Source organism: Actinomadura gamaensis, from assembly GCF_042652125.1.
GTDB lineage: Bacteria > Actinomycetota > Actinomycetes > Streptosporangiales > Streptosporangiaceae > Spirillospora > Spirillospora gamaensis.
The window spans coordinates 79364-101188 of sequence record NZ_JBHSIT010000018.1 but is presented as its reverse complement, the minus strand read 5'-3'; the positions used below and the strand labels follow the sequence as shown (position 1 = coordinate 101188).

Sequence of the window (21825 nt, the reverse complement as noted above, 5' to 3'; positions counted from 1 at the left end):
CCCGCCCCGCCGGAAGGGGGCGCGAGCACGCCCGAAAACGGAGGTCCCCGTGAGCGTCTTCGATGTCCACGCGCACGTCTTCCCGCGCATCAGCCGCGCGGAGGGACGGGTGCTGAGCGACACCGGCGAGCCGTGGCTGCGCGACCACGGCGACGGCACCGGAATGATGATGAGCGGCGGCGACGAGTACCGCCCCGTCGAGGAGGGCCTGTGGGAGCCCGCCCGCCGCCTCGCCGACATGGACGCCGCGGGGGTGGACGTCCAGGCCGTCTCGTCCACGCCGCTGATGTTCGGGTACGGGGCCGACCCGGCCCGCGCCGCCGACTGGTGCGACCTGGTCAACGCCAGGATCGTCGAGTACTGCGCGGCCGACCCCGCGCGGCTGCTGCCGCTCTGCCAGGTGCCGCTCCAGCACACCGCGACCGCCTGCGAGGTCGCGACCCGCGCGGCCGCCGCCGGGGCCCGCGGCGTGCACATCGGCAACCACGTGGGCGAGCGGAACCTGGACGACGGCGAGATCGCCGAGTTCCTCGCGCACTGCGCCGCGCTCGGGCTGCCGGTGCTCGTCCACCCGTGGGACATGATGGCGACCGACCGGATGCGCGGGCACATGCTCCCGTGGCTGGTCGGGATGCCCGCCGAGACGCAGCTCAGCATCCTCGGCATGATGCTCGGCGGCACGTTCGAGCGGCTGCCCGAGTCGCTGCGGCTGTGCTTCTGCCACGGCGGCGGCAGCTTCGCGTTCCTGCTCGGCCGGGCCGACAACGCCTGGCGCAACCGGGACATCGTCCGCGCGGACTCGCCGCGCCCGCCGTCGGAGTACACGAGCCGCTTCCACGTCGACTCGGCCGTGTTCGACCCGCGCGCGCTGCGCCTGCTGGTGGACGTCATGGGCGTCGAGCGCGTCATGCTCGGCACCGACTACCCGTTCCCGCTGGGCGAGCGGGAGCCGGGCGCGACGATCCGCGCCTGCCCCGGCCTGACCGGCGCCGACCGGTCGGCCATCCTCGGCGGGAACGCCGAGCGGTTCTTCGCGCCCGCCTCCGGCCGGGACGCCCTCCGGGTCGACTCCGCGGCGGCGGGGCTCGCCTCATGACCACGGTCGCGACCGCGGCCGGGACGGTGCGCGGCGGCCCGGACGACGGGACGATCGCGTTCCGGGGCGTCCCGTACGCCGCGCCCGCCCGCCGGTTCGCGCCGCCCGAACCGCCCGTCCCGTGGGACGGCGTGCGCGAGGCCCGCGCCTTCGGCCCGCCCGCCCCGCAGCGCCCGGGCCGGATGGCCTGGGTGCCGGGCCTGGAGATCGATCCGGAGTCGGGCCGGGAGAACTGCCTCACCCTGAACGTCTGGACGCCCGGCACCGCCGGACGGCGGCCGGTGCTGGTCTTCCTGCACGGCGGCGCGTTCGTGTTCGGCTCGGGCGCCCAGCCGATGTACCGGGGGACGCCGCTCGCCCGCGACCACGACCTGGTCGTCGTCACCCTCAACTACCGGCTCGGCGTGCTCGGCTTCGCCTGCGACGACGAGATCCCGGCCAACCTCGGGCTGCGCGACCAGGTCGCCGCGCTGGAGTGGGTCCGCGCCAACATCGCCGCGTTCGGCGGCGACCCGGACCGGATCACCCTCGCCGGGCACTCGGCGGGCGGGATGAGCGTGCTCGCCCTCATGGGCGCGCCGAGCGCGCGCGGCCTGTTCCAGCGGGCCGCCGTGATGAGCGGCCTGCCCTACGGCTTCGCGACCGGGACGCGCGCCCGCGCGTTCACGGCCGCGTTCCGCCGGGCGCTCGGACGGGCGCAGCCCCGGTCCGCGCCGCTGAAGGCCGTCCTCGCGGCCGAGGGCGAGGCGGCGCGGACGCTGCCGCCGGTCGAGGGCGTCCTGCCGGTCGCGCCCGTGGTGGACGGGGCGTTCCTGCCCCGGCACCCGATGGACGCCGTCCGGTCGGGGGCGGTCCCGCCGCTCCCGCTGCTGGTCACGACCACCGCCGAGGAGATGCGGCTGTTCGCCGCGATCGACCCGGCCACGCTGTCGGCCGCCGGCGCGCGCACCGAGCTGGTCATGGCGCGCCCGGCGGACGAGCTGGCGCGCTGGCACGCCGCGCACGGCGGCGAGGTCCGGCGCGTCCGGTTCGAGCACCGCTCGCCGTACGCCCACGCGGGCGTGCGGCTCGGCGCGGCGCACCTGGTGGACGTCCCGTTCCACCTCGGCACCCTGCACGACCGGCGGCTCGCCCCGCTCACCGGGACCGGGCCGGACGTCGCCGCCCTCGGCGCGGAGACCGCCGCGGCCTTCGCCGATTTCTGCCACGGAAGGGAGACAGTGCCATGCCGGACGCGCAGCGCGTCGCGATCATCGGATCGGGCAACATCGGCACCGATCTGATGATCAAGGTGCTCCGGACGTCGGAGGCCCTCGACGTCGCGGTGCTCGCGGGGATCGACCCGGACTCCGACGGGCTCGCCCGCGCGCGCCGGTTCGGCGTCGCGACGACCCACGAGGGCGTCGAGGGCCTGGTCGCCATGGACGAGTTCGCCGACGTGAAGGTCGTGCTGGACGCCACGTCCGCCAAGGCGCACCGGCACAACGCGCGGGTCCTGGAACCGTACGGGAAGAAGATCGTCGACCTGACCCCGGCGGCGATCGGCCCGTACGTGGTGCCCGCGGTCAACCTGGACGAGCACCTCGCCGCCCCGAACGTCAACATGGTCACCTGCGGCGGCCAGGCCACCGTGCCGATCGTCGCGGCCGTGTCGCGGGTGACGCCGGTCCGGTACGCCGAGATCGTCGCGTCCATCGCCTCCAAGTCGGCCGGGCCCGGCACCCGCGCGAACATCGACGAGTTCACCGAGACCACGTCGCGGGCGCTCGAAGAGGTCGGCGGCGCGGCGCGGGGCAAGGCGATCATCGTGCTGAACCCGGCCGAGCCGCCGCTGATCATGCGGGACACCGTGTACTGCGTGACCGGCGACTGCGACCCCGAGCAGGTCACCGCGTCGATCGAGAAGATGATCGCCGAGGTCGCCGCGTACGTGCCCGGCTACCGGCTCAAGCAGAAGGTGCAGATCCGCCCGCTTCCCGCCGCCGACCCGCTCGCGGCGCTCGCCGGGGGAGAGGCCGGGAACCTGGTCTCGGTGTTCCTGGAGGTGGAGGGCGCGGCGCACTACCTGCCCGCCTACGCCGGGAACCTCGACATCATGACGTCCGCCGCGCTGCGCGTGGCAGAGAGGATGGCGGCCCAGTGAGCCCGGCAGAGAACGTGGAGCCGGCGGAGAGCGTCGAGCCGGCGGAGAGCGTCGAGCTGTACGTCCAGGACGTGACGCTGCGGGACGGCATGCACGCCATCCGGCACCGCTACACCGTGGACCAGGTCCGCGAGATCGCCGCCGCGCTGGACGCGGCGGGCGTGGACGCGGTCGAGGTCGCGCACGGCGACGGCCTCGCCGGGTCGAGCGTCAACTACGGCCCCGGCGCGCACCTGGACGAGGAGTGGATCGCCGCCGCGGCCGAGGTCATGCCGAACGCGCGGCTCACCACGCTGCTGCTGCCCGGCATCGGCACGATCGCCGAGCTGAAGCGCGCGCACGAGCTCGGCGTCCGGTCGGTGCGGGTCGCCACGCACTGCACCGAGGCCGACATCTCCGCCCAGCACATCGCCACCGCCCGCGAGCTCGGCATGGACGTCGCCGGGTTCCTGATGATGTCCCACATGGCCGACGCCCGGACGCTCGCCGGGCAGGCCAAGCTGATGGAGTCCTACGGCGCGCACTGCGTCTACGTGACCGACTCCGGCGGACGGCTGACGATGGACGGCGTCCGGGACCGCGTCCGCGCGTACCGGGACGTCCTGGACGACACCACCGAGATCGGCATCCACGCCCACCACAACCTCGGGCTCGGCGTCGCCAACTCGGTCGTCGCCGTCGAGAACGGCGTGCGCCGCGTGGACGCCTCGCTCGCCGGCATGGGCGCGGGAGCGGGCAACTGCCCGCTGGAGGCGTTCGTCGCCGTCGCCGACCTGATGGGCTGGAAGCACGGCAGCGACGTGTTCAAGCTGATGGACGCCGCCGACGACATCGTCCGGCCGCTCCAGGACCGGCCCGTCCAGGTGGACCGGGAGACGCTGACGCTCGGCTACGCGGGCGTGTACTCGTCCTTCCTGCGGCACGCCGAGGACGCCGCCCGCCGCTACGGCCTCGACACCCGGGAGATCCTGGTCGAGGTGGGCCGCCGGGGCATGGTCGGCGGCCAGGAGGACATGATCGTCGATGTGGCGCTGGACCTGATCGAAGGAAGGAACACGTGACCGACGAAGCCGCGCCCGGGGAGGCGGGGACGCGCGAGCTGCGGGCCCGCCGCCTCGACGAGACCGACCCGCTGCCGACGCTGCGCGCCGAGTTCCTGATCCCGCCCGCGCCGGGCGGCCCGTACGAGGAGGCCGCGTACTTCGCGGGCAACTCGCTCGGGCTCCAGCCGAAGGCGACCGCCGCGCGGCTCGCCGAGGAGCTGACGGACTGGTCGCGGCTGGGCGTGGAGGGGCACACGCAGGCCCGGCGCCCGTGGGTGTCCTACCACGAGCTGCTGACCGAACCCGCCGCGCGGCTGGTCGGGGCGCTCCCGCACGAGGTCGTCGCGATGAACTCGCTGACGGTCAACCTGCACCTGCTGATGGCCAGCTTCTACCGGCCGTCGGGGGAGCGGACCCGCATCGTCATCGAGGACTCGGCGTTCCCGTCCGACTCCTACGCGGTCGCGAGCCAGGCCGTCCACCACGGGCTCGACCCGGCGGAGACGGTCGTGCGGCTGCGCCCGCGTCCCGGCGAGGACAACCTGCGCACCGAGGACGTCGTCGACTACCTGCGGCGGGAGGGGAACCGCGTCGCGCTGCTGATGCTCGGCGGCGTCAACTACCTGACCGGCCAGCTGATGGACATGGCGACGATCACCCGCGCGGGCCGCGCGGCGGGCGCGGTCGTGGGCTGGGACCTCGCGCACGCCGCCGGGAACGTCCCGCTGAGCCTGCACGACTGGGACGTGGACTTCGCCGCCTGGTGCACCTACAAGTACCTGAACAGCGGGCCCGGCGCGGTCGCGGGCGCGTTCGTGCACGAACGGCACGTCCGGGACACCACGCTGCCGCGCCTGTCCGGCTGGTGGAGCACGCGGGCCGACATCCGGTTCCGCATGGACCCCGAGGTCGCCCACCCGCCGACCGCGGACGCCTGGGCGCTGTCCAACCCGCCGATCATGGCCCTCGCACCGGTCCTGGTCTCGCTGGAGATCTTCGACCGGGTCGGCATGACCGCGCTGCGCGCCAAGAGCGAGCGGCTCACCGCCTACCTCGCCGAGCGGCTCGCGCCCATCGGCGGCGTCCGTGTCATCACGCCGGACGACCCCGCGCAGCGCGGCACCCAGCTCTCGCTGCGCGTCGCGGACGCCGGCGGCCTGGTGAAGGCGCTGGCGGACGAGGCGGGCGTGATCGCCGACGCGCGCGAGCCCGACGTCGTGCGGCTGGCGCCCGTCCCGCTGTACTGCACCTTCCACGATTGCCACCGCGCCGCCGAGGCGCTCGCGAAGCTCACCTGAAATTCCGGTGATAACCGGTTCGGTATAGCCGCCCCGAAAGTAGGTATTAGCGGATTCTCCTCACCTGGATCATGCTTCTCGAACCCCCTAGGAAAGGCATTTTCCATGAGGAGAATCCGCCTCGCGGCGGTCGCCGCGGGCTCGGCGTCCGCCGCCGTCCTGGCCTCGCTCGCCGCGATCGGCTCCGCGCACGCCAGCCCCGCCGACCCCTACATCCCGACGGTCTGCGGGGACCGCAGGCCGCCCGCGGCCGACCCCGGCTCGTACGGGATGCAGCTGGACGGCTCGTTCCGGCACCCGGCCCTGACCCCCGCCGACGAGGAGCGGCACCCCTTCCCCGGCGGGTCCACGGACCTGTTCGGCAAGACCGCCGGCTACGACCCGAACGCCCACCGGTCCGGTCCGGTGAAGGTCGAGGCGTCGTACCGGGGGAAGGAATTCACCCCGGACTACTTCCACTCGTGGCAGAACATCGTCGATTTCCACGGCCGCCGCTATATGTTCCAGTACGACCGGAGCGAGGGCCGCGTCTACGACATCACCGACGTCAAGAAGGTGAAGGTCGTGGAGAAGATGACCCGCGACGACGTGAACGGCGACGAGAACAAGGCCAATGGCGCCTGGGCCGCGCACGACTTCTGGGGCGCGTCCACGATCCAGTGGAACCGGCGGCTCAACGCCTACGTCATGGTGCAGAGCTTCGAGGCGAAGCGCCAGATCCCGGACGAGCTCGGCGACGACCCCGAGCACGGCAAGTTCGGCAACCCCGAGGGCGTGAGGAAGGTCCGCGCCACCAAGCAGCTCAAGGGCTTCAAGGTCTTCCGCTTGGACGGCCCGCGCAAGAGGGACTGGCACCTGCTGGCGACCGTCAGCACCGACGCCACCCAGAAGGACCCGCTGCACTCCGACGTCAACGCCGCGCAGCAGGGCTCCGGCTCGCTCGACATCCCGTACTACACGGGCGAGAAGTACATGTTCATCGCGGTCGCGCCGCGCGACTCCTGGGGCAACTCCGAGGTCCCGACGAACCTGTACTCGGCCGGATACGCCTCCTACGACATGTCCGACCCGGCGCACCCGCGCAAGCTCGGCGAATGGCACCTGCCCGGCCAGGTGAAGGGCGAGGAGGCCGCGTACCGGACGAACCCGCGCTGCGGGAACCAGACGTCCTGGATGGGCGCGCGCATGTCGCTGTTCATTCCCAAGCCCGTCGAGCAGGGCGGCAGGTACGCGTTCGCGGCGCAGGGCGGCTTCGGGTTCTCCGTCCTCGACATCTCCGACCCGGCGCGCATGAGGATCGTCGGGCACCTCGACCTGCCGATGTCGGTCGGCGGCACCGAGGCCGACAACGTGGACGTCTCGCAGTACGCCAGGACCGGCATCGTGTACGTCAGCGGCTACCCGCTCGGCGAGGACTGCTACGAGCCGTACAAGGACGTGTTCCAGGTGGACGTCCGGAACCCGGCCAAGCCGCGCATCGTCGGCACGCTGCCCCGGCCCGTCCCGCCGAAGGGCTCCGGCTTCGCCGACTTCTGCCAGCGCGGCGGCAGCTTCGGACCCAAGCGCACCGGCTACTACACCTCGCCCGGCACCCCGCCGAACGGCCTGCTGACCTACGGGTTCTACAACGCGGGCGCGCAGTTCTTCGACGTGAAGGACCCCGCCCACCCGAAGATCGTCGCGCAGTTCGTCCCGCAGGGCTACAGCAAGGACGTCCCGGACTGGGCGCTCGGCAACCAGACGCACGGCGTCTACATCGAGTGGGACCGCCGGATCGTCTGGGTGATGACCAACGACGGGATCTACGCGCTGTCGTCCCGGCGGCTCATCGGCAAGCCGAACCTGGGCGCGCCGGAGCAGCCGTTCCGCAACTCCACCCTCTGACCGCCCACCCGGCCCGACCGCCCACCCGGCCCGACCGCTCATGCGGTCTGGCCGCTACCCGGTCCGGGACGCCGCCGCGCCGCAGGGCCCGGCGTCCCGGACCGCCGCGGTCGCCTTGATCGCCACGCTGGTCAGGGCCAGCGCCAGCGCGAGGTCGGAGTCGGTGTCGAGACGGACCGCCACCCACTCGCCGCCCGGCCGCACCCGCACCCGGCCGGTGCCGGCGAGCGCCTCGCCGAGCCGGTCCAGCACCGGGCGGGTCAGCCGGAACTCGGCCTCGTCGCCGTGCAGGTGCAGCACCTGCCGGCCGCCCGTCGCGAGCGCCCTGCCGAAGCCGCAGTCGGCCCGCACCACCGAGACGTCCGGCCAGGACCCCACCTGTTCGAGCAGGCGACCGCCGTTCCCCCCGGCCGCCCGCCGTCCGGCCGGCCGGGCGTCGCCGCCCACGGCCGCCGTCGCGCCACTCCCGTTGGCTGCCACGCACGCATCGTCCCGCCGCGGCTACGCCGAGGGGAACCGCCCGAGTCGAAATCGTTACGCCCGGAAGGCCGCCAGGTGCGTTGTCACGTGCCAAAACGCGCTCGGACGGGCCGTCCTCCGGCGCGTCAGGTGCGGACGCGCCGCGGCGGGCGCAGCACCCGCCGCGCGGGCCGGACGAGCCGGAGCAGCTCCCCGCCGATGTACACGCCGGCGCCGATCGCGAGCGCGGTCGCGAGCGCCTCGACGAGCACCAGCGCGGCGTGGCCGGTCCGTCCGGTGGTGAGCTCCAGCATGCCCCGGTACATCAGCGTTCCGGGCATCAACGGCGCGATGCAGGGCGTCACGCACACCAGCGCCGGAACGCGTGCCAGCCGCGCGTAGGCGGTGCCGAGCAGGCCCACCACGGTCGCGGCGATCGCCGTGGCGGGCGCGGCGGGCAGGTCCAGCCCGCGCATCTCGATCAGGACGGCCCAGGCGAGCATCCCGCCGAGCGCGATCGGCGGCAGCAGCGTCCGCGACACCAGGTGGTAGACGGCGAACGCCACCGCGATCGCCGCGGCGCCGAACGTCTGCGGCGCCGCGACCGTCGTCGGCGCGGACGGCAGGTTCTCCAGCGAGATCGGCACGCCGTTGCGCGCGGCCACGTAGGTGACCGCGCCGATGCCGCTCAGGATGGCGGTGATGACGAACAGCACCTCGACCAGCCGGGTGGTGCCGGTGACCAGGTCCCCGGCGATGCCGTCCTGCATGGACACCACCAGCGCCCGGCCGGGGATCAGCGCGATGACGACGCCGATGATGACCGACCCCGAGCGCACCGGCGCGTCGGTCGCGACCAGCAGCACCGTCACCAGGGTGCCGATCGCGGCGCCCAGCGCCATCTGGAAGAAGTCGGCGATGCCGCGGCGGCCGAGCCACGCGCCCGTCCGGTCGCCGAGCAGCGTCGCGACGAACGCGGCGAGCGCCGCGTACAGCCCGCCGCCGACCAGGATCCCGCCCGCCCCGCCGAGCACCGACAGCGCGGTGGCCTGCGTCCAGTGCGGGTAGGCGGTCGGGCGGCCGATGATGTCGCTGAGCCGGAACTTGGCCTGCTGGAGCCCGAGCTTCCCGGCGGTCGCGTCGCGCACCATCTGGTCCACGGCGACGAGCCGCGTGTAGTTCGGCGTCCGCCGCCGGACGCGCCGTTCGGCGGTGACGGGAGGACGGTCCCCGCGCGGCAGGTAGGACATCCCGACGGCGGCGAGCGTCACGTCGATCTCGGTGTGCGGAAGCCCGTACGCGCGCGCGATGCGGCCCATGGCCCGGTCCACCGACTCGGCGGTGTCCCCTCCGGCGAGCAGGAGCTCGCCGATGCGCAGCGCCAGGTCGAGCGTGGCGTAGGCGTCCGTTCCGACGCCGGGCTCGCGCCCGCCGCGCAGCGCCGCCTCCATCGCGGCGAGGGGGTTCTCGCCGGTGGTGGTCGCGGGGTCGGACTCGCCCGGCCAGGCCGCCTCGTCGCCCTCGCCCTCGTCCGCGCCCTCGTCGGCGTCGGCGTCGGTGGCGGCGTCGGGCTCGGTTTCGGCGCGGCCTCCGGCCTCGTCGTGCTCCTCGTCCACTGCCCTCCCGGACTCCGATGCGCCTGCGGCGACGCTAGCGGCGCCGGACGCCGCGTCCGGCCGAGGGACGCGGGAAGGCGACCGACTCTTTGCCCGTCATTGGGCGGGGCAGTGCCGCCTGCCGACAGTGTCCTTCAGGCTAGGGACGTCGCGGTTCGGGGAGGGCCGAGGCCGTCACGCGCCATCCGGACGGGACGACGCGGCGCGCTTCGGCGATGAACGCGGCGGAGTTCGCCCCGGCGTCCGGCCCTTCGAAGAAGAAGATGGTGTAGCGCGGCCTGACCTGCGACGTCTCGGCCGCATGATGCCGCTCGGCGAGGGCGGGCAGGACGTCGTCGACCAGCCGTCCGTCGCTGCCGTCGTGGTTCACGGTGACCGGGTGGGTGTTGTGGTGTTCGCGCCGGAGGTCCATCGACACCGCGAGGGTCTGCTCCTCGCGCGTGTAGCCGCGCGGCTGGTATCGCATCGCAGAGGGCTCGGGCCGCTCGAACCCGCGGCTCTCCAGCTCCGCGTAGATGCGCTTCTGGGCGGGGCTCGACCTTCCGAGGTCGAGATTGTGCGTCCTGAAGAGCACGGGACCGGTCGCGTAGGGCGCGGGGGGCCGGCCTTCGCTGAGGAAGCGTCCGGGTTCGGGAGCGCCGTCCGCGAGCACGAGGCGGAGCTGGAACGGGATCGGGCCGCGATGGTTCGTGTGGACGCGGGTGTAGACGAGACCGGCGACGTCGTCCCAGGGGATCCGCCGCGGACGCCACAGCCGGACGATCGTCAGCGCGTCGTCGTCGAACCGCAGGGTGGTCAGCGGGCTGAGCCTGATGATCGTCGATCCGGCCACGGCCGCATCCTAGTCCTGAATGTGGTTCGTGTTCCGGTATTGCCGGTGGTGTCGGAGGTGGTGTAGCTACTGAGGTCCGAATCAGTTACTGATTACCTTGGGACCCCCGGAGTTCACCCATGCCACGTCGCCCCCGCCGGGCCGCCGCCGTCGCCACGACCGCGCTGACCGCGGCCCTGCCCCTGGCCCTCGCCGTGCCCGCGCACGCCGACGGCGCGCCCGCGCCCCGGACGGTGAAGCTCGCCTCGTTCGACGGCGTGCACATCGTCACCAACTTCTTCCCGGCCAAGGGCCTGGCCACCGGGGCGAAGGCCCCGACGATCCTGCTCGGCCACGGCTGGGGCGGACGCGCCGAGACCGACCCCGCCAAGGGCCAGCTCGCGCTGTTCACCGCCGCCGGGTACAACGTGGTGACCTGGAACGCCCGCGGCTTCGGCTCCGAGGGCGCGGCCAACGTGGACACCCCGGCGGTCGAGGGCCGGGACGTCATGAAGATCATCGACTGGACCGCGGCGCAGCCCGAGGTCCAGCTCGACCGGCCCGGCGACCCGCGCCTCGGGATGGCGGGCGGCAGCTACGGCGGCGGCATCCAGCTCGTCGTCGCCGGGATGGACCGCCGGGTGGACGTGATCACCCCGACCATCGCCTTCCAGAGCGTCGAGCGCAGCCTCTACCGCGACTCGGTCTACCGCGCGGGCTGGGGCTCGCTGCTGTGCCTCGGCGGCGTCGTGAACGGCAACCGCGTCGCCGGGAAGGTGCTGGAGGGCTGCGCGTCCGGCGCGCTGAGCGGGACGCTGTCCCCGTCGGTCCAGAAGTGGTTCCTCCAGGCCGGCGCGGGATCGCTGGTCAACAGGATCCACATCCCCACGCTCGTCATGCAGGGCACCGTGGACACGCTGTTCACGCTCCGCGAGGGCCTGTCGTTCTACCGGCCGATCAAGGCGAACGGCGCGCCGGTCAAGATGATCTGGTTCTGCGGCGGGCACGGCACCTGCTCGACCAAGGCCGGCTCGGCCGACCACCTCGCCAAGGCCACGCTCGCCTGGTTCGCCCGCTACCTGAAGCGGGACGCCTCCGTCGACACCGGCGCCGGCTTCGAGTACATCGACCAGGACGGCGTCTACCGGACGGCCGCGTCCTACCCGGCGCCGGCGCGGCAGCCGCTGCGCGCGACCGGCAAGGGCCACCTGAACGTGAGCCCGCTGGACAGCTCCGGCTCGCAGATGGTCGCGCAGCCCGCCAAGAACGCCCTGACCGTCCCGATCCCGTCGCCTGCCGCGGACGGCCAGGCGGTCGGCGTCCCGCACCTGAAGCTCAGCTACCAGGGCCGCGCGCTGCACGGGAGGACCGCCCTCTACGCGCAGATCGTGGACGTCGACTCCGGCCTGGTCGTCGGCAACCAGGCCACCCCGGTCCCGGTCACCCTGGACGGCCGCCGCCGCACGGTCGAGCGCGACCTGGAGGCGCTGTCCTGGAAGATCGGGCCGGGCCACCGGCTGGCGCTCCAGCTCACGCCGGGCACGGCCCTGTTCACCTCGCAGAAGGCGCTCGGCTGGCTGGACGCGTCGAAGGTCGCGCTGACCGTCCCGACCGTCCAGCCCGGGCCGGTCGCCGACTACTGAGCCGGCCGGCGGATCAGGGTCAGCCGCGCAGGCGCTCGCCGGTGCGGAGGCGGTCCAGGCCGAGCCAGATGAACTCGACCGCCATCGCCTCCGCCCGGTCGCGCGGGGTGTCGGGGTGCTCCAGCCACCACGACACCATCGACAGCATCGACCCGTACATCAGCGGGACGAGCAGCCGGGCGCGGTGCTCGTTCACCGCCAGCTCGGCGGGGGACAGGGCGGGGTCGGCGCGGCGGCGGATCAGCAGCAGGTCGGCGAACGCCTCGCCGAGCCGGTCGCGCAGCTCGTGCAGGCCCGGCCCGACCTCCGGCTTGTCCAGGTGCCGGATGACCAGCGACCAGGCGTCCGGCTCGTCGGTCGCGTAGTCGAACAGCACCCGCACCATCGCGCGGATCCGGTCCACCGAGCCGTCCTCGGCCCGCACCGCGGCGCCGAGCCGGGCGGTCAGCTCGGCGACGACCGAGCCGACCACCTCGGCGAACAGCTCCTCCTTGGACGCGAAGTGCTGGTACAGCAGCGCCTTGGACACGTCCGCCGCCCCGGCCACGTGCTCCATCTGCGTCAGGTGGTAGCCGCGCCGCCCGAACTCGCGCAGCGCCAGCCCGAGCAGCTGCTCGCGCCGCCGCGCGTGCGGCATCCGCCGCCGCCCCCCACCGGCACCCGCGCCGGCTGCGCCGCCCGAGCCTGCGCCCGCGCCGCCCGCGCCGGTCGCGTCCGCGCGGGGCGCGGGGCGGGGTGGGTTGGGCCTCGCCGTGCGGGCGCCCGACTCGCGGGTGCCCGCGTCCCCCGTGGTGTTCGTCATCTCGCGGTGAACTTACCCAACTCCGCGCGCGCGACGGACCGGACGTGCACGGCGTCGGGGCCGTCGGCGAGGCGCAGCGTGCGCAGCCCGGCCCACATCGCGGCCAGCGGGGTGTCGGCGGAGACGCCCGCGCCGCCGTGCACCTGGATGGCGCGGTCCACGACCTCGAGCGCGATCCGCGGCACGACGACCTTGATGGCCGCGACCTCGGACCGGGCGGCCTTCACCCCGTGCTTGTCGATCAGCCACGCGGTCTTGAGGGTGAGCAGCCGGGCCTGCTCGATCGCCATCCGCGACTCGGCGATCTGCTCCCGGACGACGCCCTGCGCGGCCAGCGGCTTGCCGAACGCCACCCGGTCCACCGCGCGCCGGCACATCAGCTCCAGCGCCCGCTCGGCCATGCCGATGGCGCGCATGCAGTGGTGGATGCGGCCGGGGCCGAGGCGCGCCTGCGCGATGGCGAAGCCGCCGCCCTCCTCGCCGACCAGGTTCTCCACCGGGACGCGGACGTCGGTGAAGGTGATCTCGCAGTGCCCCTGCTGGTCGTGGTAGCCGAAGACGGGCAGCGGACGGACGATCTCGACGCCCGGCGTGTCCATCGGCACCAGCACCATCGACTGCTGGAGGTAGGGGTGCCCCTCCGGGTCGGTCTTGCCCATCACGATCATGATCTTGCAGCGCGGGTCGGCCGAGCCGGTGATCCACCACTTGCGGCCGTTGATGACGTAGTGGTCGCCGTCCCGCTCGATGCGGGTGGAGATGTTGGTGGCGTCGGAGCTCGCCACGTCCGGCTCGGTCATCGCGAACGCGGAGCGGATCTCGCCGTTCAGCAGCGGCGTCAGCCAGCGCTCCTTCTGCTCGGGCGTGCCGAACAGGTGGAGGACCTCCATGTTGCCGGTGTCGGGCGCGGCGCAGTTGGTGGCCTCGGGGGCCAGGTGCGGCGAGCGGCCGGTGATCTCGGCGAGGCTGGCGTAGTCGGTGTTCGTGAGGCCGTGCGCCGGGTCGGTGCTGTCGGGCAGGAACAGGTTCCACAGGCCGCGCTCGCGCGCCTCGGCCTTCAGCTCCTCGACGACCGGCGGCAGCTCGTGCTCGCGCCCGGCGGCGGTCAGCTCCCGGCGCTGTTCGGCGTAGACCGGTTCGGCGGGGTAGACGTGGGCGTCCATGAAGTCCTGCAGGCGGCCGAGGTACTCCTCGGCGCGGGGGCTCAAACCGAAGTCCATTCGGCTATAGTAACTGACGAGTCAGTTACTTGCGAGGATGAGGTGCCCATGACGGCGTTCCAGGGAGCAGCGGGCCCGCGCGCGGGCAAGGTCGCGCTCATCACCGGCGGTGCGAACGGCATCGGCGCGGCGGTCGCGCGGCGGCTGGCGGAGGACGGCGCCCGGCTCGTCCTCGCCGACGTGGACGAGGACGGCGGCCGCAAGCTCGCCGGCGAGCTGGACGCCGAGTTCGTCCGCTGCGACGTGCGCGAGCCCGCCGACAGCGCGCGGGCCGTCCAGACCGCCGTCGACCGCTTCGGCGGGCTCGACCTGGCGTTCCTGAACGCGGGCGTGGCGAGCGGTTTCGGGCTCGGCGACGACTTCGACCCCGAACGCTACCGCCGCGCCATGTCGATCAACGTGGACGGCGTCGTCTACGGCGTCCACGCCGCGCTGCCCGCGCTCCGCGCCCGCGGCGGCGGCGACATCGTCGCGACCGCCAGCATGGCCGCGCTGACCGCGACGCCGTTCGACCCGGTCTACGGGGCGAACAAGGCCGCCGTCGTCGGGCTCGTCCGGGCGCTCGGCCCCGCGCACCTGCCCGAGGGCATCCGGGTGAACGCGCTGTGCCCGTCCTTCGCCGAGACCGACATCATCGCCTCGATCAAGGCGGAGCTGGAGCGCACCGGCTTCCCCGTCCTACCCGTCTCGGACGTCGTCGAGGCGTTCATGGCAATCTTGGACGCGGACGGAGCCGGCGAGGCCTGGTACGTGGTGCCCGGCCGCCCGTCCGAGCCGTTCCGGTTCCGCGGCGTCCCCGGACCCCGCTGACCCGCCCCCCACCCGACCCGGCATCACCGCCCGACGCAGCAGGAAGAGACCAGATGCGCGCCATCCAGATCACCGAGTTCGGCGGACCGGAGGTCCTCACCCCGGTCGAGCTTCCCGACCCCGTGCCGGGCGACGGGCAGACGCTCATCGAGGTGGACCGGGCGGGCATCAACTACGCCGACACCCACCAGGCCGAGAACAGCTACCTCGCCAAGCAGACGCTCCCGCTCGTGCCCGGCGGTGAGGCGGTCGGCCGCACCCCCGACGGCCGCCGCGTCGTCGCGCTGCTCGGCAACGGCGGTTACGCCGAGAAGGCCGTCGCGACGACCGCGACCATGTGGGACGTGCCCGACGCCATCGACGACGTGACCGCGCTCGGCATGGTCGTGCAGGGCGTCAGCGCCTGGCTGCTGCTGCGCCGCAGCACCCACCTCGAACCGGGCGAGTCGGTGGTCGTGCACGCGGCAGCGGGCGGCGTCGGCACGCTCGCCGTCCAGCTCGCCAAGGCCTGGGGCGCGGGACGGGTCATCGCGACCGCCTCGTCCGCCGAGAAGCGCGCGCTCGCGCTCGACCTCGGCGCCGACATCGCCGTGGACCCGGCCGAGCCCGACCTCAAGGCCGCCCTCATCGAGGCCAACCACGGCCGCCGCGTGGACGTCGTGCTGGAGATGACCGGCGGGCGCGTCACCGACGAGAGCCTCACCGCGCTGGCGCCGTTCGGCCGGCTGGCCTTCTACGGGATGGCGTCCCGCGAGCTGCCGAAGCCCGTCCAGCCCGCCAACCTGATGTCGCACTCGACGACCGTCGCGGGCATGTGGCTGGCGCACGTGTTCCAGCTCCCCGGCGACGTCATGGGCACCGCGCTGGACGAGCTGTTCGGCCTCGCCGCCGGCGGCGGGCTCAAGGTCGTCGCGGGCGGCGAGTACGGCCTGTCCGAGGTCCGCCGCGCCCACGAGGACCTGCGCTCCCGCCGGACGACCGGCAAGCTCGTCCTCGACCCGTCCCGGTAGGCCCGCCAATCCCGGTAGGCCCGCCAACAGGCGCTATTCGCCTACGAGGCCGTTCTCGTAGGCGAACACCACGGCCTGGGTGCGGTCGCGCAGCCCCAGCTTGGTCAGGACGTGCCCGACGTGCGTCTTCACGGTCTGCTCGGCCAGCACCAGCTCGGCGGCGATCTCGCCGTTGGACATGCCGCGCGCGATGAGCCGCAGCACGTCGCGCTCGCGCGGCGTGAGCGCCGCCGTCGCCGCCGGGCTCGGCCGCTGGTGCCGGCGGCGGCGCGCGAAGTCGGAGATCAGCCGCCGGGTGATCGAGGGCGCGAGCAGCGCGTCCCCGGACGCCACCACCCGCACGCCCTGCACGAGGTCGGCGGCCGGGGCGTCCTTGAGCAGGAAGCCGCTCGCGCCCGCGCCGAGCGCCTCGTAGACGTACTCGTCCAGGTCGAAGGTGGTCAGCACCAGCACCTTCGGGCCGCCGCCGGCCTGGCCGGGGTCGTCGCCGACCAGCTCGGCGGTGGCGGCGAGGCCGTCCATCTCGGGCATCCGGATGTCCATCACCACCACGTCCGGGGCGAGCTCGCGGGCGAGGGACACCGCCTCCCGGCCGTTGCCGGCCTGCCCCACCACCTCGATCTCCGGATCCGACGACAGCAGCGCCGCCAGCCCGTCGCGGATCATCACCTGGTCGTCGGCGATCAGCACCCGAATCGTCACGAGAGCACCCTACGGCGTTCCGCGACCATGATCGTCCGGTGTCGGGACCGGCGCCCGGACCGGCGCCCGGACCGGCGTCCGTCAGCCGTCGGCGCCGTAGGGGAGCTCCGCCTCGACCGCCCAGCCCGGACGGCCGTCCCCGCGCGGGCCGGTCGCCAGCGTCCCGCCCAGCATCGTGACCCGCTCGCGCATCCCGACCAGCCCGTGCCCGCCGCCGGACGACTCGGGCTCGCCGCCCGGTCCCGGCCCCTCGTCCCGGACGGCCACGCGCAGCGTCTCGTCCCCGTAGCCGATCTCGACCCGCGCCGTCCCGCCCGGCGCGTACCGGGACGCGTTGCTCAGCGACTCCTGGACGATCCGGAACGCCGACAAATCCACGCCCGTCGCGAGCGGGCGCGGCATCCCGGTCACCGAACCGGTGACGGTGAGCCCGGACCGCCGCGCGGCCTCCAGCAGCTCGTCCAGCCGGGCCAGGCCGGGCTGCGGCGCCCGCTCGGCCGCCTCGTCCTCGGCCCGCAGCAGCCCGACCACGCGGCGGGTCTCCGCCAGCGCCTCGCGGGCCGCGTCCCGGACGACGACGAAGGTGGCGCGGGCCTGCTCCGGCAGCTCCGGGATCTTGTAGGGCGCGGCCTCCGCCTGCATCGCGATCACCGACATGTGGTGCGCCACCACGTCGTGCAGCTCGCGCGCGATCCGGGCGCGCTCCTCCAGCACGGCCTGCCGGGCGAGGTCGCGGCGGTGCAGCTCCTCCTGCTCGCGCAGCGCCCGCTCGGCGATCCGCCGCCCGCCGACCGCGTCGCCGAACGCGAGCGCCAGCAGCGCCAGCGCGGACAGGATCACCCCGAACCACACCGGCATCGCGACCAGCACGGCCGGCCCGACCACCCCGGCCACGCTGACGGTCCCGGCGCCGAGCGTGACCGTCCGGTCCCCGGCCGCCCCGACGCAGAACAGGATGATCATGAAGGCCAGCCACGCGGTCGGCGACCACGGCCAGAACCCGGCGTCCCGCACGGCGAGCGCGCCGAGCAGCAGCCCGGCCGCCGCGATCCGCCAGGCGAGCAGCGGCCGGAACAGCGTGATCACCAGGGGCGCCGCCTGGAGCAGCCCGATGGGCACGCTCTCGTCGGCCGACCGGTGCAGGGACTCCATGGGGATGGCGATGGACGCGGCGGTGAAGCCGATCGTGAGCAGCATCAGCAGCACGATCAGCGGGACGCGCACCCACAGCCGGCGGGGGAGCGGCGGCCGCACCGCGCGCGGCCCGGTGGCGACACCGGGCAGGACGGCGCGGCGCAGCGCCGTCCGGACGAGATCGGCGCCCTGTGGGGCGGGCCGGTCCGCGGCGGCGGGACGGCCGGGTGAGGAAGGCTGGTCGCTCATTTCCCTCGGAGACTAGTGCGCCCGCGAGCCCGCCCGCGTGCCCCCGGAGAGGGAGATCCGGGCCGCCACCTGGGGTATCGGCCCGTCCGCGCGGACGGCGCGGAGCGGCCCGGGACCCGGCCGAACCTTGGCCCGACCGCCAGGATTGCCTGATCTTTTCCTGGGAAGGTCGGGAACATGACTACGGAGGGTAGAGGCGCCGCGGAGCAGGCAGCGGAACACGCAGCGGACCACGCGGAGGGATCCTCGGCCGCCGTCGCCGCGATGCTCGCGGGCGCCGCCGCGCTGGGCGGCTTCCTGTTCGGGTACGACTCGTCGGTGATCAACGGGACGGTCGACGCGCTGCGGCAGCAGTTCCACCTGAACTCGTTCTGGATCGGGTTCGTCGTGTCCTCGGCGCTGCTCGGCTGCGCCGTCGGCGCCTGGTTCGCCGGGCCGCTCGCCGACCGGATCGGCCGGATCAAGGTCATGGTCGGGGCCGCGGTCATCTTCGTGATCAGCTCGCTCGGCTCGGCGCTCGCGTTCAGCGCCGCGGACCTGACGTTCTGGCGCGTGGTCGGCGGCATCGCGATCGGCACCGCCTCGGTGATCGCGCCCGCCTACATCGCCGAGATCGCCCCGGCCAACCTGCGCGGACGGCTCGGCTCCCTCCAGCAGATGGCGATCGTGCTCGGCATCTTCGCCGCGCTGGTGGTGAACTACGTCATCGCCCGGATGTCGGACGGCGGCGCGACCGGCACCTTCCCGTGGGGCGGCTCGTCCTGGCGGTGGATGTTCGGCGTCGCGATGCTGCCCGCCGTCCTGTACGGCGTGGTCTCCCTGGTGATCCCCGAGTCGCCGCGCTACCTGGTCAAGAAGGGCGAGATCCGCCGCGCCAAGCAGATCCTGCAGCGGCTCGCCGGGCACGAGGCCGACGTGGACGTCAAGATCGGCCGGATCCTGCGCTCGCTGGCCACCGACCGGCCCGTCCACCTGCGCGACCTGCGCGGCGAGCGGTTCGGGCTGCTGCCGATCGTGTGGATCGGCATCCTGCTCTCGGTGTTCCAGCAGTTCGTCGGCATCAACGTGATCTTCTACTACGGCACCACGCTGTGGCACGCCGCCGGGTTCGGCGAGAACGACGCCATGCTCACCTCGGTGATCAACTCGATGGTGAACGTCGGCTCGACGCTGATCGCGATCGCGCTGGTGGACAAGGTCGGCCGCCGCCCGCTGCTGCTGTTCGGCGCGGGGCTGATGGCGGTGACGCTGTGCGTGATGGCCGTGTGCTTCGCCACCGCGCCCGTCGTGGACGGCAACCCCAAGCTCGGCCACGTCGCGGGCCCGGTCGCGCTGGTCGCCGCCAACCTCTACGTGTTCGGCTTCGCGTCCACCTGGGGGCCGATCGTCTGGGTGATGCTCGGCGAGATGTTCAACAACTTCATCCGGGCCTCGGCGCTCGCGGTCGCGGCGGCGGCGCAGTGGATCGCCAACTGGCTGATCACCGTCACCTTCCCGTGGCTGTCGGGCATGTCGCTCGGCCTGGCCTACGGCCTGTACACCGCGTTCGCCGCGCTCGCCTTCGTGTTCGTCTGGCGGAGCGTCCCGGAGACCAAGGGACGCGAGCTGGAGGACATGGACAAGCTCCGGGGGCCCGAGCACCGGCGCCAGCCGTCCGCCACGTAGTACAGTGGTGGCCGTGAGAGCCGTGCTCGCCGCCGCCGAGGCGCTGACGACCACGCCGGGCACGCCCCGGCGTCACGGCCGCACGTCCTGATCTTCGAACTGCGGTGAGGCCCCGGGAGCTGCTCCCGGGGCCTCACCGCGTTACGGGGACCCGCTCGATACGATCCCAACCGACCTGCACGCACCACCGGCACCACCAGCACCACCGCAAGCACCCGATCATCAGCACTCACCACCAGCACCCAGCAATGCGAGGAGACACCGTGTCAGAGCTGCGCATCACCCTCGACGGAAGCGAGCGAGTGGTGCCCGCCGGCACGACCGCCGGAGAGGCCCTCGACGCCGACGGCCGCACCGTGATCGCGGCGCGGGTGAACGGCGCCCTGCGCGACCTGGCCCACCGGGTCGCCGAGGGCGACGTCGTCGAGCCCGTGGAGATCGGTTCCGCGGACGGCCGCGCGATCATGCGCCACTCGGCCGCGCACGTGATGGCCCAGGCCGTCCAGGAACTGCACCCGGAGGCCAAGCTCGGCATCGGCCCGCCGGTCGAGAACGGCTTCTACTACGACTTCGACGTCGCCGAGCCGTTCACCCCCGACGACCTGAAGCGCATCGAGAAGCGGATGCGCGAGATCGTCAAGCAGGGCCAGCGGTTCTCCCGCCGGGTCGTGTCCGACGACGAGGCGCGCGCCGAGCTCGCGGACGAGCCGTACAAGCTGGAGCTGATCGGGCTGAAGGGCGCCGCGTCCGCCGACGACGGCGCGAACGTCGAGGTCGGCGCCGGCGAGCTGACCATCTACGACAACCTCGACGCCAAGTCCGGCGAGCTGTGCTGGAAGGACCTGTGCCGGGGCCCGCACCTGCCGTCCACCCGGGTGATCCCGGCGTTCAAGCTGATGCGGACCGGCGGCGCGTACTGGCGGGGCAGCGAGAAGAACCCGCAGCTCCAGCGCATCTACGGCACCGCGTGGGAGTCCCGCGAGCGCCAGGACGAGTACCTGGCGATGCTCGCCGAGGCCGAGAAGCGCGACCACCGCAAGCTGGGCGCCGAGCTCGACCTGTTCTCCTTCCCGCCCGAGCTGGGCAGCGGCCTGCCGGTCTTCCATCCCAAGGGCGGGATCATCCGCAAGGAGATGGAGGACTACATGCGGCAGCGGCAGCTGGAGGCGGGGTACCAGTTCGTCAACACCCCGCACCTCACCAAGTCGTCGCTGTTCGAGATCTCCGGGCACCTGCCGTACTACGGCGAGGACATGTTCCCCGCCTTCGAGCTGGACGGCACCGACTACCGGGTCAAGCCGATGAACTGCCCGATGCACAACCTGATCTTCCGGGCGCGGGGCCGCTCCTACCGCGAGCTGCCACTGCGGCTGTGCGAGTTCGGGGCGGTGTACCGGTACGAGAAGTCCGGCGTCGTGCACGGCCTCACCCGCGTCCGGGGGATGACCCAGGACGACGCGCACATCTACGCCACCAAGGAGCAGATGGGCGACGAGATCAAGTCGCTGCTCCAGTTCGTGCTGAGCCTGCTGCGCGACTTCGGCCTCCGCGAGTTCTACCTGGAACTGTCCACCCGCGACGACTCCGACAAGTTCATCGGCGACGAGGCGGACTGGGAGGAGGCCACCGAGGCGCTGCGCCGGGCCGCCCTCGACTCCGGCCTGGACCTGGTGGACGACCCGGGCGGCGCGGCGTTCTACGGCCCGAAGATCTCGGTCCAGGCGCGCGACGCGATCGGCCGCACCTGGCAGCTGTCCACCATCCAGCTCGACTTCAACCAGCCCAAGCGGTTCGGCCTGGAGTACCAGGCGGCGGACGGCACCCGGCAGCAGCCGGTGATGATCCACCGGGCGCTGTTCGGGTCGGTCGAGCGGTTCATGGGCGTGCTGGTCGAGCACTACGCGGGCGCGATGCCGCCGTGGCTGTCCCCGGTGCAGGTCGTCGGCGTCCCGATCGGCGACGCGCACGTCGAGCACCTGGAGAAGGTCGCCGCGGCGCTGCGCGAGCACGGGATCCGGGTCGAGGTGGACGCCTCGTCCGACCGGATGCAGAAGAAGATCCGCAACGCGCAGAAGCAGAAGGTCCCCTTCATGCTGCTCGCGGGCGACGACGACGTGAGCGCCGACGCCGTCTCGTTCCGGTACCGCGACGGCGAGCAGAAGAACGGCGTCGCCATCCCGGACGCCGTGGCGGAGATCGTCAAGGCCGTCCGCGAGCGCGTCCAGGTCTGAGCGGGGTTC

18 protein-coding genes are annotated in these 21825 nt (G+C 73.4%); 11 read left to right on the top strand and 7 right to left on the bottom strand.

What is annotated here, in order from left to right:
• Positions 1 to 49 precede the first annotated feature (49 nt).
• From ACFPCY_RS40360 to ACFPCY_RS40335, 6 genes are all read left to right on the top strand, one after another.
• Complete coding sequence (locus ACFPCY_RS40360; protein WP_378264692.1) at positions 50 to 1096, top strand: amidohydrolase family protein; 1047 nt, start codon at positions 50 to 52, stop codon at positions 1094 to 1096.
• Complete coding sequence (locus ACFPCY_RS40355; protein ID WP_378264690.1) at positions 1093 to 2379, top strand: carboxylesterase/lipase family protein; 1287 nt, start codon at positions 1093 to 1095, stop codon at positions 2377 to 2379. Before ACFPCY_RS40360 ends, ACFPCY_RS40355 begins: the two co-directional genes overlap by 4 nt.
• Complete coding sequence (locus ACFPCY_RS40350) at positions 2322 to 3239, top strand: acetaldehyde dehydrogenase (acetylating) (protein WP_378264688.1); 918 nt, start codon at positions 2322 to 2324, stop codon at positions 3237 to 3239. Before ACFPCY_RS40355 ends, ACFPCY_RS40350 begins: the two co-directional genes overlap by 58 nt.
• Positions 3236 to 4300, top strand: a complete 1065-nt coding sequence (gene dmpG / locus ACFPCY_RS40345) for a 4-hydroxy-2-oxovalerate aldolase (protein ID WP_378264686.1) — start codon at positions 3236 to 3238, stop codon at positions 4298 to 4300. The genes ACFPCY_RS40350 and dmpG overlap by 4 nt, the downstream gene beginning before the upstream one ends.
• Positions 4297 to 5580, top strand: a complete 1284-nt coding sequence (gene kynU, locus ACFPCY_RS40340; protein ID WP_378264684.1) for a kynureninase — start codon at positions 4297 to 4299, stop codon at positions 5578 to 5580. The genes dmpG and kynU overlap by 4 nt, the downstream gene beginning before the upstream one ends.
• Positions 5581 to 5685: 105 nt before the next feature.
• Positions 5686 to 7464 (top strand): LVIVD repeat-containing protein, encoded by a 1779-nt coding sequence (locus ACFPCY_RS40335; RefSeq protein WP_378264682.1) that lies wholly within the window; start codon positions 5686 to 5688, stop codon positions 7462 to 7464.
• 54 nt (positions 7465 to 7518) lie between these two features.
• On the opposite strand, the gene ACFPCY_RS40330 is transcribed toward ACFPCY_RS40335, so the two are convergent.
• From ACFPCY_RS40330 to ACFPCY_RS40320, 3 genes are all read right to left on the bottom strand, one after another.
• The gene (locus ACFPCY_RS40330) at positions 7519 to 7944 is read right to left on the bottom strand and encodes a luciferase domain-containing protein (RefSeq protein WP_378264680.1); all 426 of its coding nucleotides are present in this window, start codon (positions 7942 to 7944) and stop codon (positions 7519 to 7521) included.
• Between the two features lie 125 nt (positions 7945 to 8069).
• Positions 8070 to 9539 (bottom strand): threonine/serine exporter family protein, encoded by a 1470-nt coding sequence (locus ACFPCY_RS40325; protein WP_378264678.1) that lies wholly within the window; start codon positions 9537 to 9539, stop codon positions 8070 to 8072.
• Between the two features lie 139 nt (positions 9540 to 9678).
• The gene (locus tag ACFPCY_RS40320) at positions 9679 to 10371 is read right to left on the bottom strand and encodes a PH domain-containing protein (RefSeq protein WP_378264676.1); all 693 of its coding nucleotides are present in this window, start codon (positions 10369 to 10371) and stop codon (positions 9679 to 9681) included.
• A gap of 119 nt (positions 10372 to 10490) precedes the next feature.
• Between ACFPCY_RS40320 and ACFPCY_RS40315 the strand changes: the two genes are divergently transcribed.
• Positions 10491 to 11993: an alpha/beta hydrolase family protein gene (locus ACFPCY_RS40315; protein WP_378264674.1), complete on the top strand. Its 1503-nt coding sequence runs from the start codon at positions 10491 to 10493 to the stop codon at positions 11991 to 11993.
• 19 nt (positions 11994 to 12012) lie between these two features.
• Here ACFPCY_RS40315 and ACFPCY_RS40310 read toward each other — a convergent pair whose 3' ends face one another.
• A complete protein-coding gene (locus ACFPCY_RS40310; protein WP_378264672.1) occupies positions 12013 to 12795 on the bottom strand; it encodes a TetR/AcrR family transcriptional regulator in 783 nt (260 codons plus the stop codon).
• On the bottom strand, positions 12792 to 14015 hold the full coding sequence (locus tag ACFPCY_RS40305) for an acyl-CoA dehydrogenase family protein (protein WP_378264670.1): 1224 nt from the start codon (positions 14013 to 14015) through the stop codon (positions 12792 to 12794). The genes ACFPCY_RS40310 and ACFPCY_RS40305 overlap by 4 nt, the downstream gene beginning before the upstream one ends.
• A 48-nt stretch (positions 14016 to 14063) precedes the next feature.
• Here ACFPCY_RS40305 and ACFPCY_RS40300 point away from each other — a divergent pair, with 48 nt between their 5' ends.
• On the top strand, positions 14064 to 14825 hold the full coding sequence (locus ACFPCY_RS40300) for an SDR family oxidoreductase (RefSeq protein ID WP_378264668.1): 762 nt from the start codon (positions 14064 to 14066) through the stop codon (positions 14823 to 14825).
• A gap of 53 nt (positions 14826 to 14878) precedes the next feature.
• Entirely contained in the window at positions 14879 to 15835 is a 957-nt protein-coding gene (locus tag ACFPCY_RS40295; RefSeq protein ID WP_378264666.1) for a quinone oxidoreductase family protein, read from the top strand.
• Positions 15836 to 15868: 33 nt separating this feature from the next.
• On the opposite strand, the gene ACFPCY_RS40290 is transcribed toward ACFPCY_RS40295, so the two are convergent.
• On the bottom strand, positions 15869 to 16537 hold the full coding sequence (locus ACFPCY_RS40290) for a response regulator (RefSeq protein WP_378264664.1): 669 nt from the start codon (positions 16535 to 16537) through the stop codon (positions 15869 to 15871).
• Between the two features lie 81 nt (positions 16538 to 16618).
• Positions 16619 to 17920 (bottom strand): sensor histidine kinase, encoded by a 1302-nt coding sequence (locus tag ACFPCY_RS40285; RefSeq protein WP_378264662.1) that lies wholly within the window; start codon positions 17918 to 17920, stop codon positions 16619 to 16621.
• Positions 17921 to 18097: 177 nt separating this feature from the next.
• Here ACFPCY_RS40285 and ACFPCY_RS40280 point away from each other — a divergent pair, with 177 nt between their 5' ends.
• Together ACFPCY_RS40280 and thrS are read left to right on the top strand one after the other, a co-directional pair.
• On the top strand, positions 18098 to 19585 hold the full coding sequence (locus ACFPCY_RS40280) for a sugar porter family MFS transporter (protein WP_378264660.1): 1488 nt from the start codon (positions 18098 to 18100) through the stop codon (positions 19583 to 19585).
• Positions 19586 to 19833: 248 nt separating this feature from the next.
• The gene (gene thrS / locus ACFPCY_RS40275) at positions 19834 to 21816 is read left to right on the top strand and encodes a threonine--tRNA ligase (protein WP_378264658.1); all 1983 of its coding nucleotides are present in this window, start codon (positions 19834 to 19836) and stop codon (positions 21814 to 21816) included.
• The last annotated feature ends 9 nt before the right edge of the window (positions 21817 to 21825 follow it).

Excerpts from the sequence above, each read along its gene's own strand:
- ACFPCY_RS40355 (WP_378264690.1), top strand. The coding sequence starts at position 1,093 with ATGACCACGGTCGCGACCGCGGCCGGGACGGTGCGCGGCGGCCCGGAC.
- ACFPCY_RS40350 (WP_378264688.1), top strand. The coding sequence starts at position 2,322 with ATGCCGGACGCGCAGCGCGTCGCGATCATCGGATCGGGCAACATCGGC.
- ACFPCY_RS40335 (WP_378264682.1), top strand. The coding sequence starts at position 5,686 with ATGAGGAGAATCCGCCTCGCGGCGGTCGCCGCGGGCTCGGCGTCCGCC.
- ACFPCY_RS40315 (WP_378264674.1), top strand. The coding sequence starts at position 10,491 with ATGCCACGTCGCCCCCGCCGGGCCGCCGCCGTCGCCACGACCGCGCTG.
- ACFPCY_RS40310 (WP_378264672.1), bottom strand. The coding sequence starts at position 12,795 with ATGACGAACACCACGGGGGACGCGGGCACCCGCGAGTCGGGCGCCCGC.
- ACFPCY_RS40305 (WP_378264670.1), bottom strand. The coding sequence starts at position 14,015 with ATGGACTTCGGTTTGAGCCCCCGCGCCGAGGAGTACCTCGGCCGCCTG.
- ACFPCY_RS40300 (WP_378264668.1), top strand. The coding sequence starts at position 14,064 with ATGACGGCGTTCCAGGGAGCAGCGGGCCCGCGCGCGGGCAAGGTCGCG.
- ACFPCY_RS40295 (WP_378264666.1), top strand. The coding sequence starts at position 14,879 with ATGCGCGCCATCCAGATCACCGAGTTCGGCGGACCGGAGGTCCTCACC.
- ACFPCY_RS40285 (WP_378264662.1), bottom strand. The coding sequence starts at position 17,920 with ATGAGCGACCAGCCTTCCTCACCCGGCCGTCCCGCCGCCGCGGACCGG.
- ACFPCY_RS40280 (WP_378264660.1), top strand. The coding sequence starts at position 18,098 with ATGACTACGGAGGGTAGAGGCGCCGCGGAGCAGGCAGCGGAACACGCA.
- thrS (WP_378264658.1), top strand. The coding sequence starts at position 19,834 with ATGCGAGGAGACACCGTGTCAGAGCTGCGCATCACCCTCGACGGAAGC.